The organism is Paenibacillus sp. Pae15, from assembly GCF_024519685.1.
In the GTDB taxonomy this organism is placed as follows: domain Bacteria; phylum Bacillota; class Bacilli; order Paenibacillales; family NBRC-103111; genus Paenibacillus_G; species Paenibacillus_G naphthalenovorans.
In genome coordinates this window covers 55,107-68,798 of the sequence record NZ_JALJRM010000026.1, presented here as the reverse complement: position 1 = coordinate 68,798, position 13,692 = coordinate 55,107, and the positions used below count along the sequence as shown (strand labels likewise).

Genomic DNA, 13,692 nt, shown 5'->3' with positions numbered 1-13,692 from the left:
TAGGTACAATGACCTCTAATAAGCGATGACGGGAACAAGTAGACGGAGTCAAGCCCTCCAGAGAGCCGGTGGGAGGTGTGAACCGGCGGGCGGCGGCCGTACGAATGGATCCTTGAGCTGACGGTTGAACGTGCGCTGGAGAACCCCTGTCGGGGCAGTCATGGCTATGCATCCGGTACACCTGTATGCCGTTCCGGCTTCTCCCCGTTACAGGAGATCAAGGCTCGTCCTATGCCTGCGTTATTATACCGGATGGCTGGTCGAGCGAATTAGGGTGGCACCACGGTCTTTCGTCCCTTGCGGCGGAAGGCCTTTTTGTATTGTCAATGGAATGAGGTCGCATAATGAAAGGGAGGCAAACGAAACATGTCCAAACTAAGAGTACTTTCAGGGATGCAGCCGAGCGGCCAGCTGACGCTGGGGAATTATATCGGTGCGCTTCAAAACTATGTCAAGCTTCAGCATTCGCACGAATGTTATTTTATGGTGGTGGATTTGCATGCCGTAACGGTACCGCAGGACCCGGCCGCGCTCAAGGAGCAGACGGAGGCGGTCGCGGCGCTTTATTTGGCGGCAGGGATCGATCCTAAGCAGGCGACGGTATTTCTTCAGTCGACGGTGACCGCTCATGCCGAGCTCGGATGGCTGATGACGACGCTCACGTATATGGGCGAACTGGAGCGCATGACGCAGTTCAAAGACAAATCTGCGGGCAAGGAATCCGTGGGCGCGGGCTTGTTCACGTATCCGTCGCTGATGGCCGCCGATATTTTGCTGTACAACGCGGATCTGGTGCCGGTAGGTGACGATCAAAAGCAGCACTTGGAGCTAACCCGTGATCTGGCCCAACGATTTAACGGCCGCTATGGGGAGACGTTCACCATACCCAAGCCTTACATTCCGGAGGTGGGAGCGCGCATTATGTCACTTGACGATGCTTCCAGGAAGATGAGCAAGAGCAATCCGAATGCAGGCAGCTATATCGCCATGCTGGACGCTCCTGATGTGATCCGCAAAAAAATCAGCCGTGCCGTCACCGACTCAGGGCGCGAGGTAAAATTCGACCCGCAAAACAAGCCGGAAGTAAGCAACCTGATCAGCATTTATTCGCAGTGCGCTGGCAAATCGATCAGTGAAATCGAAGCGCAGTACGAGGGACAAGGCTACGGGCCGTTCAAAAAAGATTTAGCCGAAGCCGTTGTCGCGGTGCTTGAGCCGATTCAGCGGCGGTACGCCGAAATCAGAGGATCCGGCGAGCTGTATGAGGTCTTGCGTCAAGGCAAGGAGAAGGCCGAAGTGCAAGCAAACCGGGTACTTCGTCAGGTCAAAAAAAAAATGGGATTTGTGGTGCTGTAGTTTTTTGGATAAAGGAGTCTGTCCGGACGACGGTTTTTGTCCGCCGGCAGGCTCCTATTCTTTTGATTTTCTCTGCTTTGCTTTTACTACAAATCCCGAGCCGATAAACGCTAATGAAATGAACGCAAAAAGAACCGCCATCCAGGGTCTTCCCGCCGACATAAAGTAGCTGATGGCCGCCAGCAGGGCCGTCCCGACGATTGCAAAAAACAATGCGAGCCCTTTACTCATAACGCATAACACCTGCCTTTCGCAACAACATTTGAAACTTAAAAAGTTTTTTTCAAAAGATGCGTATAGTTCTAAAGCTGTAACACATAATAAGCTTGCAAGCTTGCAAAATTACATCAAAGAAATCATTCAATTGAAAGGAGTGCTGAACATGGGCGCAGGACAATCCCGCAGCAGCAACGCTTTGGTAGTGCCACAAGCTTCTCAGGCATTGGATCAATTAAAGTATGAGGTAGCCCAAGAATTAGGCATCCAAATTCCTCAAGACGGTTACTACGGTTATATGGCAACTCGCGACACCGGCGCAATCGGTGGCCACATCACTCGCCGCCTGGTGCAAATCGCCGAGCAAGCCATTGCTGGCGGCCAAGCTCGCTAATAGTGAGAAGCTTCATCAATATAAGCTCAAGGAGAAATCCTTGAGCTTTTTTATCGTGGATCAAAAAAGAATTCGACGATTCCGCTGGAAATCCCTCCAAAGCCCCGCAATAAGCATCTGAATCACCATCTCCATATTACGCCTACGCCTAATACAAGTCCACACGCAGTTTTTTCTCCAGCCGGGATTCGCTGACCCAGCCGACATAGGAATCCAGCGTCCTGAACTTGGTATCCATCATCAGAACGGCAACAAAAGGATACTGCTTGCGGTGCCGGTATCTCACATCCATCCAACGGACCTCATACCCCCACGGATGCTCTTTGACTTCCGCGCAGGCGAAAGAGGTAAAATACAGGAACGACGCAATATTCGGATGACTTTTGGAGGCATCGACGGCGGGATGGTTATCACAGGTTACCCGGTCAATCCATTTAATGATACCATTTTTGTACTCGCCTAGGGTGAACCAGCCATCCGATCCCTGCTTAATGATTTGCCAATGGTGCAGATGAACCGTCGGAATCAGCGTGTAACGGTCGCCGGGCTTGTAAGACGCATCTTTTTTGTAAAGCCGTGATTCCAGGTCGTGGTGAACCCAGGACCTCCATATATAATAGACGGCAATAAATACATACAATAACGGAAAGAGAACCTCCGGCCTTGCTAGCTGGAGAGCCCATAAAAATATCGCCAGTATGTGGGACAGGAAAATAACGGGATCGAAAATATGGATAATATTCCATGACACCCAGCGGTCCGAGAACGGCCTCAGCGCCTGCGTACCGTAGGTATTGAACAAATCCGTAAATACGTGAAAGGCAACGGCGATGAATACCCACATCGTGACATGAGCCATGGGCAAGCCGTCAAAAAAAAGCCACAGCAAGCCGGAAATGAGCGCTGTCCATATAAAAAGCGCAGGAATCGAGTGTGACAACCCCCGATGATTCTTGATATACACGGCATTCCCTTTGAACCGCAGAAGTGTGTCTAAATCGGGGGCTTGCGAGCCTGCCACCGTTCCGATTAATACTGCCGTGGCAACGGACGGGTTGGCGGCAACGACGGGGTCGACATAGGCGAGGCCTGCCAGTCCAAGTCCAACCACTAGATGGGTTCCGGTGTCCATGTCTAACCTCCAAACACTTTTTTTCATTAGTTTATTGCAGCCGACCAATATTAGTGTATCATTTTCTTCAACAAAATAAAGCAAAGCAGGTGAAAAAATGTGCATCGTTTTTGTTGAATACCGGATTGAAGAGGCTTGCAGGAACAAATATCTTGAGTGGTCGGATGGAATCAGGCGGCAGTATCAGCAGTTGGAGCTCTATGAAGGGACCGACCAGCCGAACCTGTTTGTGGAGATTTGGAACGGGCTCAGCGAGGAGGAGTACCATTCGATGAAGCAGGCGAGAGCCGGCGCTGAAGCTGCAGAGGATGATTCGAATCTCTGGAAGCCTCTTGATCATTGGATTAAGGGAGGAAGAGCCAAACTGCATATATGGCATTTTAAAAAAGTAGAATAGTCCATTGTTTGTAGTAAAGAAATCCATGGTTTCTTTATCACGATCACGGTAACCTTACTATAGATATGATCATACCGCCGGAGGATACCGATGGAGAGGAAAAATATTTTTTGGGATCACATTAAGGCCAATCGTTGGCCTTATGTCATAGGGTTTGCATTATTGTCCATATCATCCATGCTTCAACTGATTATTCCATGGCTGCTCGGCCGCTTTACCGATAGCCTGCAAATCGGGGGACTAACTTACGGGCAGGCCGTCAACTTTGCGGTATGGATGGCTTCAGCAGGTCTAGGTATCGCATTCTTCCGTTCGGCGTCCCGCATTTACATGTTTCGTTTATCCCGTCAGCTGGAGATGCGTGTGCGCGGAGAGTTGTTTGCGCATTGGGAAAAGCTGTCGGCCCAATATTTCAACAATCGCCGGATCGGGGACCTGATGTCCCACGCCATCAGTGATGTGGGTGTCATTCGAGAGGTGACGATGCAGGGGTACTATAACGTCATGGAGGCCCTTTTCCTGATCGTCGTATCGGTTACGGCCATGGTGAGCTTCGTTAATCCGTGGCTGACTTTGCTTACGATGCTCCCATTGCCGCTGCTCAGCTTGCTTGCGTACCGTTTCAATAAACAAATCATGCAGCAATCGGCCGACATGCAGGCGGCCATCTCCGATTTAACCAGCCGTGTACAGGAATTTACGGCCGGTATTCGGGTGATTAAGGCATTTGTACAGGAGCAGGCGGTGAGAAAGCTTTTTGCCCAAGACAACCAGCATGCGGTCAATATGAACCGGAGGTTCGTCCGTTCGAATTCGCTGTTCGGGGCGCTTAGCGCCGGCATTGTAGGCTTCAGCTTTCTGGTCTCCGTCGTCGTCGGAGGCATCATGGTGCTCAAAGATGTCATCACGCTAGGTGAATTCGTAGCTTTCAATACCTACCTGTCGCTGCTCATGGGACCTATCGAGAACCTGGGCAAGGTGGTCAATTTGCTGCAGCGCGGCAAAGCGTCCGAGCTTCGGCTGCTCGAAATCTTCAATACTCAGCCGGATATTGTGGATGATGTCATCGCCAAACCGGAGATTGACCGGATTCACGGGGACATTGAGATCCGTAATCTGACCTTCGCCTATCCGGAAGCCAAACGTCCCGCGTTGAGGGATATATCCTTGACGATACCCAAAGGCTCCAGTCTTGCGATCGTCGGAAGGGTAGGCAGCGGCAAGAGCACGCTCGTGCATCTGCTCGTAAGGCTCTACAATCCGCCCAGGGGCACGGTGTTTATCGACGGTCATGACATCCATGAAATACCGCTGAAAACGCTGCGCGGCCAGATTGGCATCGTCCCGCAGGACCAGTTCCTGTTCTCTTCTACGATCCGCGACAATATCGGTTTTGACCCCAAGCCGTACAGTGACGAGCAGGTGGCGGAAGCGGCCAAAATCGCACAGGTGTATGATAATATCGTTGAGTTTCCCCATCAGTTCGATACGCCTCTCGGGGAGCGGGGAATTTCGCTGTCCGGCGGACAGCGGCAGCGCGTCAGCATCGCCAGGGCGGTCATCAAGAAGCCGTCGGTGCTCATCTTCGACGACAGCCTGTCTGCTGTAGATACGATTACGGAGGATCGGATTCTCGAAGGGCTGAAATCCGTTATGAACCAACGGACAACCATTATTATCGGTCACCGGATCTCCTCGGTGCAGCACGCTGACCGGATTATCGTCATGGATGAGGGCCGGATCGTCGAGCAAGGCAATCATGAGCAGCTCTTAGCCTTAAACGGCATCTATGCGGATATGTATCATAAACAGCTCCTGGATCAGGAAGCCGAACGCCAGGACGTGAAGACCCGGCGGCAAGGCTCCTCTGTTTTGCTTCAGGGAGGTACGGGTGCATGAATATTCATGTAGAGAAAGACGTCAAAACATTTAAAGACAGACAGCTGCTGGTCCGGCTGCTCTCTTATGCCAAGCCGTATTGGCGAATGGTGCTGTTTTGTATTTTCCTGTCTTTTTTAATTGTGGTCGCCGACCTTGCGCGGCCTTATCTCATTAAAGTGGCCATTGACGGACACATCAACGGGTTACATAAACCGATGCTGTCGGCAGAAGCTTCCCGGTCGGAGCTCTTCGAAGCATACGGCAGCGTGACGGAATGGAACGGAAAAGCCTATGTGCGTCTGGAGCCTGAAGAAGCGGAAGCCGCCGCGGCTGCTATGCCTCCGGGTACGGAGAAAGCTCAAATCGTCCGCATCGAGGGCAAGGATTGGCTGGTTGCCGGCTGGCTCCGGGAAGGGCAGGAGCAGGCCGCGATAACGGAGGAGGGCGACAGGCCTGCGATTCGGGCGGCAAGCGCGACCCTGAGTGCCGAGCCGTTGGATTCAACGGCAATGGAAACGTTCCGCAGCCAGGATTATACCGGCTTCTTTCTCTTGGGGGCCGTATTTCTTACTGCGGTCGTTGGTGCCGCGCTGCTGAGTTATCTTCAAAGCAACCTGCTGCAGTATATCGGCCAAACGATTATTTTTAATATCCGGGAGCAGCTATTTCATCATTTAAGCCGGATGTCGATGTCTTATTTTGACCGGAACCCGGTAGGCCGGCTGGTGGTGCGTGTGACGCAGGACACCGAGTCGCTCAACCAATTATACTCCCAGGTGGTCGTCAATCTGATCAAGGACGTCATCGTGCTTATCGGAATTGTCGTTGTTATGCTGCAGCTCAGCGTGGAATTGGCGCTACTGTCCTTCACGGTGCTGCCGTTTCTCGCCGTGCTGACCTTCTGGTATCGTTCCGTGATCAGGGATGCACAGCGGCGGACGAGGGCCCTCTTGTCCCGGTTGAACTCGTTTCTGGCCGAAAATTTGTCCGGCATTCGGATCACGCAGCTGTTCATTCGTGAAGAACGGCAGGGGCAGCAGTTCGACCAGCATAATACGGAGCATTACCAAGCGGGGATGCGAGGAACGGTAATCAACTCGATTTTCCAGCCGGCCATCGGCTTGCTCGGCAACCTGGCCATTGCGCTGCTGCTGTGGTATGGCGGTGCGAGCGTGATCGACGGAGAGATTACCTTCGGGATTGTATATGCGTTTACCCATTATGTAAGGCAGTTTTTCCAGCCGCTCATGAGCCTCGCGGAAAAATATAACCAAATCCAGACGGCGATGGTCGGGGCGGAGCGGATTTTCGATATGCTGGATGAGAAACCCGCGATTGTGGATAGCGCACAGCCGAAGAAGCTTCCGCAGAAGATTCGCGGCGAAATCGCGTTCGAGCATGTTTGGTTCGCTTATAATGAAGGCGAATGGGTGCTGAAGGATGTCAGCTTTACGATTGAACCGGGACAGACCGTCGCGTTCGTTGGCGCTACCGGAGCGGGCAAGAGCTCGATCATCCAGCTGATCAACCGGTTTTATGATATACAGAAGGGCAGCATCAAGCTGGACGGCATCGATATCCGAGAGCTTCCCTTGGACGATCTGCGGAGGGCGATCAGCATCGTGCAGCAGGATGTTTTTCTGTTTACGGGCGATATTGCTTCGAACATTCGCTTGAACCAGGAAGACATTACCGATGAGCAGGTGGTCGAGGCGGCCCGCATGGTGCATATGGACGATTACATCCGTGCTCTTCCGTCAGGCTACAAGACCATGCTGGGAGAGCGCGGAATCAACCTGTCGCTCGGTCAGCGCCAGCTGCTGTCTTTCGCCCGCGCCATTGCGTTCCGTCCGCAGATCCTTATTCTTGACGAGGCCACCTCCAATATCGATACGGAGACGGAGCTGGTCGTCCAGGATGCGCTGCACAATATCTCGGCCGGCCGAACCACGCTGATCGTTGCCCACCGGTTGTCCACGATCCAGCACGCCGATCAGATTATTGTCATGCATAAGGGCAAGGTCCGCGAGATCGGCAATCATTACCAGCTGCTTGCCCAGCGCGGCTACTATTATCGGCTGTACGAGCTGCAGTACAAGGAACAAAAGCCGATGCCGAAGGCAAGGTAGGGGATTTAAAGCTTATAAAGGAATGATGGCGTGAATACATTCAGCCTATCGAAGTTAGTAAGACGCTATCGGTTTGTAAGAAGGACAGCTCGTTCAGGCAGCGACTTATACAAAAGGATGCGGATACGGATTAAGCTGTTCAGGCGTTAGCGGTTGCTTCGCATACCCGAGTTCCATAGGCACCCTAAGCACTCTTTCCAGCCCTGACAAGCGGGTAAGGTGATGTCCGAACGTCATCGGCAGCATGCCCGGAATCAGCACTTTGACGCAGTACAGTCCGTTTCGCACGGTTTCCGGGGATGACTGGTCTACTACAATCACATCGAGGTTCAGCCGGCGAAACACGTGAATCAAGCCCTTTAGATCATCGGTCAGATCCGGGGGACTGTCCTTTCGCTTAAATTCCTCATCAAATGTACGCAGCGGACGATGGGTATCTAACAAGAAGTGCAGCCGTTCTTCCGCCTGAGGCAAACTGTACAGCATGACATGGTCCTCCATTTGCTGCACTCGATAGGAATCAAGGAACATGTTCAAGCATTCCTCCCGACGTGCATTAAATGTTTTCTGAAGAATGCACATCAGGCCGGCCAATTCGTGAACCGCACTTTTTGCCGCCCGTATCGGATCTATATGAGCACTGGCCGCACAGATGATATTCATCTTCTCCGGATCCCCGGTTTTCGCCAATGCCCAAATGCTTGGAATTCCATTCTCCATCGTGATGTTAAATAAGTGAATATCATATCCTGCGACAGCCTGTATCCTTTGGATCATCATCTGCAGTTCTTGGTCATTCGCGGAATAGGGGTCAAGGCGGGGGACAGCCAGCCTGGCATACCAGGTCATCAGGAAAGAGTCCCGTTCAACCACTTCCAGCATTCCGTAGAAAATGGCTTCCTCTATGCTTCCCCCTAAAGCGCATCCGTTGGAACCTTCTTGCACAAAACTGCCGCCGTAGATCGGGCTATAATAGGCTAGAGACTCCGGAACAAGAATGGGCCGCTCGTGCAAAAACGAATAACCCCATACCCAATTCATCGAGCTGTCAGGGTCAAAAGGCTCGAAAGGGAAATCGGGCCGAGCGTATTGTTCCCGGGTGTATAAGCCCACCTTGGCGGGATCGACGGCTTGATCGGCAAGACGGTTAAAGCTGTCGCAGATTACGGTTTGTTTACCGTGGGGGGCCAATCCGCACCGGCGCTCCAACCCCTCCAGAATGGCGGTCCATTCACTTTTCGCATAAGAGTGGCTCCGTCCCCCAGCGACCTCGTCTCTCGTAGTGAACGTCGGCAAATTCACAGTTACAGAAGCAAAGGGCGAGATGAGATCATGCATTTTTGCATTCAATAGCCCTGTTCTGGAGTCCAGATAGTCTTTGTCCAGAACATCTTTCAGCACCTCTATCGGATGGCAGCGATAACTTCCGTCTCTTATCTTGGGTCGGGGCTGCAGTGAAATTCGGGCTGCAGCGGATGAATCGTCAGGCAACCGGCCGCATACGGGGCACAACGGGTCAGGCAGAAAGAAATGCCGCGAGCTCTTTAGCGTCTCAAGGTTAATGATATACATATGTTCTTTTGTATAAGCTTGGCTTCTCTGCAGTATTCTCATCGTTTCTAAAACAAACAGGCGGGCCGTATGAAGCAATCCTGCAGGGGAACTTCTTGTTTTGCGGGGGATCTCCCCGGACAGCGGCGGCCTATTGAATAAATTTGTCATTGCGTTGGATTCGCCGTTTCCCGCCATATAACGACGGGTCTGCGCACACACGGAGCACCCCGGTCTGCCCGGATAAACAAACGGTCCAACTACCCCCTCATCCAACGAAACGGAACCGTAGAGGCAAGGTATCCCGGCCTGCTGCAGGATCTCTTCCGACTGGTGATCATCGAAGGTATGCCAGTCATCCCGGATCACCAGAACGAGTTCAGCTGCTCTTGGCACTCCTCTGTTCAAATCGGCCTGATGAACGATTTTGCAGTGCTCCGACAATTCGTCGGTCACGAGGGCAGCCAACCGGCCTTCTCCGATGATGGCTATAACAGCTTTCATTTGAACACATCCTCCAAAAGTAGTGTGCCTATGCTGATCAAAGGTCAAAGGCAGGCATTCGGGTTAATCCACTATATGAACTTTTAGGGCGGACTTGTTCTTGTTTTAAAAAAATAGTTCATATGTCCAATCATATTTTGTTATCCGTTCATAACTTGTTGATGTAGTGATATTAGAGCAAGGAGGTGCTGATCCATGAGTTTTGTTGGTGGTGGTTTTAGTTGCGGAGGTTTTGGTATTGGTATTGGAGTGATTCTTGTTCTTTTCATTCTCCTGGTCATTGTTTCCAGAGGCTTTATCATCTAACTTCTAAAAACAGTTTGCCGCTGATACAATATGCATCACAAACTCGGTACCCAACAAAAGCTCCCTTAACATAGGGGGCTTTTTCTATTATAGCAACGGGAGTCAAAAATATGGGTTGACAAATAAACGGAAAGAAAATAAGATAGGAAATGTAACCGGTTCCGTAAACCGGTTACATCATGGCTATCGTAAAGTTGGTGAACTCAGTGAAGAGCCTTTCTAAACCGTCTAAACAACAATCCCACCGGTCGACAATCGGTGATGTGGCACGTGAGGCGGGCGTATCCAAGACGACCATATCGCGATATTTAAGCGGGCAATTCGATTCGATATCGGAACAAACCCGCAAAAGAATTGAACAAACGATTGCCGATCTGAAATACAGACCAAACCGGATGGCGCGCGGGCTAAAACGGGATCGCAGCTTCTCCATCGGGATGATTGTCGCCGATATCACCAACCCTTTTTCGACTTCGATATTACGCGGCGTGGAGGATGTTTGCACGAAGCATGGATACAGCCTGATGGTGTGCAATACAGATAATGACCCGGTGAAGGAAAAGGAATACATCATGATGCTTCAAGCCCATCGGATTGACGGTCTGATCATCAATTCAACCGGCCACAATAATGAGTACTTGCACGAACTGGCTGAGGAACAAACGCCGGTCGTACTGGTTGACCGTAAAATGCCGGAGCTCGGCTTTGATACGGTCGTTACGAATAATGTTCAAGCCACCACGGAAGCCATGCGTTTTTTCCTGCAGCAAGGATATGAAAGAATAGCGTTCTTTACACAGCCGGTTGAGAAGGTGAGTTCACGCAACGAGCGCTCCAACACCTTTCACCAGTTTCTTGCACAAGCGAACCATCCCAGCATCACGGATGTTTATGTCGTTGATTTCAGGGAGAATGGACAATTGGAGCAAAAGCTTGAGGCCTATCTGTCAAGCTCCCAGGGCCAATTCCGATTATTGTTTGCGGTAAACGGTGTCATGCAGCTGAAAATACTGAATGTCCTGCAGCAGAAGGGGCTCCGGATCCCTGAGGATATTGCAGTAGCCTGTTTTGACGATCTGGACTGGGCTCCGGTCATTCCTCCCGGAATTACAACCATTGCACAGCCTACCTATGAAATCGGTGTCAATGCCATGGAGCGTGTGCTTAAGCGGATTATGGGCGATCAATCCCCCGCGGAAACCATTGAACTTCCGGGTAAATTAATCATCCGGGGATCGACCCCGTCCAAAACGAAGTAACGTTTGGAAGCGGACTCTCTCACTTTAGAGAGTTTATTTTTGAACTCTTGTGGAACCGGTTCCGTTTACCGGTTCCCGAAACCGATACCGTATATGTACAGAGAAAGGGAAAACCGATGACATCAGTGATTGTAACAACCTCCGCTTTCGGTGCGGATAAGGTAAAGTCGCTAGGACAGCATTATTTTATTCCAGTCGTCGCCCAGGCGGGCGGAAGCGGTATTGAAATTCGCAGGGAGTTTTTTGCCAATCCTCCGTATCCTTTGCAAGAGCTTAGGGAAATGCTTCGGCAGTACCCGCTCATAACCGTTTATTCGGCACCGGTACCCCTATGGAACAGTGACGGCCAGTTGAATGTCCTTGACTTGCCGGTCATCTTGGAGGAGGGGGTTACTCTCGGCGCTCAATATATCAAAGTATCGCTGGGACATTACAACCCGCAGCAATCCGATATCCTCCAACTGAAACACTTACTGGAGGAATTCGATCTCGGACATCGTGGCATTCAGTTTACAGTAGAGAATGACCAAACCCCTTGGGGAGGAACGATAGAAAACCTTCACCGCTTTTTTACAAGCTGCCGTTCCCATCATGTTCCGGTAGGGATGACCTTTGATATCGGCAATTGGCATTGGACGCGATCGGATCGGTTCGAAGCCGCAGAGAAGCTGAAAGACAGTGTGGTGTATGTTCACTGCAAGCATGTGGAGAGCTTACGGGGAGAGCTTCATACGGTGCCTCTTCCATCGGACCCGGGCGAGGATTGGAGAGCGCTGCTGTTCATGTTCGATAAAGATATCCCGCGGGCCATAGAGTTCCCTATTGAAGGTGATAACCTAACGGAAACCGCGGCAGGTTATATCAAGCTTATAGCCCAGGTATAATGAAAGCTTTGTAATATCGAAAGATGGGAGTAACGAAGCAGATGAAGACTTTGGATGTGATTACATTCGGAGAAGCCATGGGGATGTTTATTGCCGATGAGGTCGGACCGCTCTACAAAGTGAAGCGTTTTACCCGAGGTTTGGCAGGGGCGGAAACGAATGTTGCAGTCGGGTTAGCCCGTCTAGGTTACGATGTATGCTGGGTAAGCAAAGTAGGCGAGGATGCGCTCGGGGAATACATCAAATACGCTTTGCAGCAAGAAGGAGTCGATATTTCCTATATCGGCAGCGATCCCAATCATCCGACGGGCTTTCAAATGAAATCGAAGGTATTGGCGGGCGATCCGCAGGTCCAATATTTTCGGAAGCATTCCGCGGCAAGCACAATAGGAGTGGACTATCTGCTGCCGGAACGTTTTCTGTCCGCCGCCCATCTGCATATGACAGGAATTCCTCCTGCTTTATCGTCAAGCATGTACGGTTTCGCCGAAAAAGCGCTGTCCGTGATGAAATCGGCGAACCGGACGGTTTCCTTTGACCCGAATTTGCGGCCAAAGCTATGGAGCAGCCAAGATCGGATGGTACGGGAGATTAACAAGTTTGCGGTACAAGCCGATTGGGTGCTTCCCGGCATTTCGGAAGGCAAAATACTTACCGGATACGACAGTCCCGAGGATATCGCTGCTTTTTACCTGGAACAAGGGGTAAAGGTGGTCGTTGTAAAGCTTGGCGCGGAGGGCGCCTACTACCGGACTGCGGAAATTGAAGGGTGTATCCCCGGGTTTAAGGTGGCGAAGGTAGTCGACACGGTAGGAGCGGGCGACGGTTTTGCAGTCGGCTTTGTCAGCGGCATGCTGGACGGCTTAACGATCGAGGAAGCTGTAACCCGGGCTAACGCCATCGGCGCCCTTGCGGTCATGTCCCCCGGCGATTCCGACGGATTACCGAGCAAAGCTCAATTGGAAGCGTTTATGGATGAGCAAAAGGGCATGGAACCTTGCAGTTATTGAATTCCTACATAGATGAAGGGGGGCTTTCAGCAGAAATGAAGATTCAGTTAGCGTTGGACCGGTTGACCATCGAGCAGGCGGTCGCTGTCACGAGGCCGGTCTCTCCATATATCGATTGGATTGAAGTGGGAACCTCTTTAATTAAGGAATTCGGGATGGACAGCGTGAGAGCTTTGCGGAATGCGTATCCCGATCATGTCATCGTAGCGGACATGAAAACATTTGACAATGCCGTTTATGAATTTGAAATGTGCTTCTCTGCAGGGGCCGATATAGCTACTGTGATGGGGGCGGCACCGCTTGTCACGATTGAAGCTTGCATGAATACGGCTGCCAAAGCGGGAAAGAAGGTGATGATTGACCTGCTTCACACATCGGAGGAGCAGCTGGAAGCCTTGCAAATGTATTCCGATGCGATCTTTTGCCTTCACGTGAGCAAGGATCAGCAGGAAATGCAGGGAAGTACCCAAGGGACGGAAGGTTTTTATGTGCCTCCTAGTTTATCTGGGGAAGGGCGAAAGCTGGCCTTCGCCGGTGGAATTACCGTTGATATGGCTCAGGCGCTGACTCGAATCTATCCGCATGTGATGATTATCGGTTCTGCGATCACGAAGGCGAAGGATCCGGCGGCAGCGGCAAAGACATTCTATCAATTGAAAAAGGAGTAAACCTG

General features: G+C 51.3%; 13 protein-coding genes and 1 other annotated feature. Of the genes, 10 read left to right on the top strand and 3 right to left on the bottom strand.

From position 1 onward, the window contains the following. Positions 1-16 precede the first annotated feature (16 nt). Positions 17-301, top strand: a binding site (T-box leader). A gap of 65 nt (positions 302-366) precedes the next feature. After that, on the top strand, positions 367-1,356 hold the full coding sequence (trpS, locus tag NR121_RS19315) for a tryptophan--tRNA ligase (RefSeq protein WP_256831796.1): 990 nt from the start codon (positions 367-369) through the stop codon (positions 1,354-1,356). Between the two features lie 54 nt (positions 1,357-1,410). Here trpS and NR121_RS19310 read toward each other — a convergent pair whose 3' ends face one another. Then, on the bottom strand, positions 1,411-1,587 hold the full coding sequence (locus tag NR121_RS19310; protein ID WP_171005951.1) for a DUF5325 family protein: 177 nt from the start codon (positions 1,585-1,587) through the stop codon (positions 1,411-1,413). A 151-nt stretch (positions 1,588-1,738) separates the two neighbouring features. Between NR121_RS19310 and NR121_RS19305 the strand changes: the two genes are divergently transcribed. Next, positions 1,739-1,966 carry an alpha/beta-type small acid-soluble spore protein gene (locus NR121_RS19305; RefSeq protein WP_054817650.1) on the top strand — a complete coding sequence of 76 codons (228 nt, stop codon included), beginning with the start codon at positions 1,739-1,741 and terminating at the stop codon, positions 1,964-1,966. A gap of 148 nt (positions 1,967-2,114) precedes the next feature. On the opposite strand, the gene NR121_RS19300 is transcribed toward NR121_RS19305, so the two are convergent. Beyond that, positions 2,115-3,098, bottom strand: a complete 984-nt coding sequence (locus NR121_RS19300; protein WP_062406445.1) for a metal-dependent hydrolase — start codon at positions 3,096-3,098, stop codon at positions 2,115-2,117. A 97-nt stretch (positions 3,099-3,195) separates the two neighbouring features. On the opposite strand from NR121_RS19300, the gene NR121_RS19295 reads away from it, so the two are divergent. The 3 genes from NR121_RS19295 to NR121_RS19285 all read left to right on the top strand — a co-directional run bounded on the left by NR121_RS19295 (position 3,196) and on the right by NR121_RS19285 (position 7,505). After that, positions 3,196-3,495 (top strand): hypothetical protein, encoded by a 300-nt coding sequence (locus NR121_RS19295; RefSeq protein WP_062406447.1) that lies wholly within the window; start codon positions 3,196-3,198, stop codon positions 3,493-3,495. A gap of 90 nt (positions 3,496-3,585) precedes the next feature. Continuing rightward, positions 3,586-5,394, top strand: coding sequence for an ABC transporter ATP-binding protein (locus tag NR121_RS19290; protein ID WP_062406448.1), 1,809 nt, complete (start codon positions 3,586-3,588; stop codon positions 5,392-5,394). Continuing rightward, complete coding sequence (locus NR121_RS19285) at positions 5,391-7,505, top strand: ABC transporter ATP-binding protein (RefSeq protein WP_256831795.1); 2,115 nt, start codon at positions 5,391-5,393, stop codon at positions 7,503-7,505. The genes NR121_RS19290 and NR121_RS19285 overlap by 4 nt, the downstream gene beginning before the upstream one ends. A gap of 105 nt (positions 7,506-7,610) precedes the next feature. Here the strand turns inward: NR121_RS19285 and NR121_RS19280 are convergent, their stop codons facing one another. Continuing rightward, positions 7,611-9,560, bottom strand: a complete 1,950-nt coding sequence (locus NR121_RS19280) for a TOMM precursor leader peptide-binding protein (RefSeq protein WP_256831794.1) — start codon at positions 9,558-9,560, stop codon at positions 7,611-7,613. A gap of 195 nt (positions 9,561-9,755) precedes the next feature. Here NR121_RS19280 and NR121_RS19275 point away from each other — a divergent pair, with 195 nt between their 5' ends. From NR121_RS19275 to hxlA, 5 genes are all read left to right on the top strand, one after another. Then, on the top strand, positions 9,756-9,866 hold the full coding sequence (locus NR121_RS19275) for a sporulation protein YjcZ (protein ID WP_082660603.1): 111 nt from the start codon (positions 9,756-9,758) through the stop codon (positions 9,864-9,866). Positions 9,867-10,045: 179 nt separating this feature from the next. Further along, positions 10,046-11,125 carry a LacI family DNA-binding transcriptional regulator gene (locus NR121_RS19270; protein ID WP_062406453.1) on the top strand — a complete coding sequence of 360 codons (1,080 nt, stop codon included), beginning with the start codon at positions 10,046-10,048 and terminating at the stop codon, positions 11,123-11,125. A 116-nt stretch (positions 11,126-11,241) separates the two neighbouring features. Continuing rightward, positions 11,242-12,009, top strand: coding sequence for a sugar phosphate isomerase/epimerase family protein (locus NR121_RS19265; RefSeq protein ID WP_137670666.1), 768 nt, complete (start codon positions 11,242-11,244; stop codon positions 12,007-12,009). 41 nt (positions 12,010-12,050) lie between these two features. Further along, positions 12,051-13,019 (top strand): sugar kinase, encoded by a 969-nt coding sequence (locus NR121_RS19260; RefSeq protein WP_062406457.1) that lies wholly within the window; start codon positions 12,051-12,053, stop codon positions 13,017-13,019. A gap of 35 nt (positions 13,020-13,054) precedes the next feature. Further along, positions 13,055-13,687, top strand: a complete 633-nt coding sequence (gene hxlA / locus NR121_RS19255; RefSeq protein ID WP_054817651.1) for a 3-hexulose-6-phosphate synthase — start codon at positions 13,055-13,057, stop codon at positions 13,685-13,687. Positions 13,688-13,692: the final 5 nt, after the last annotated feature.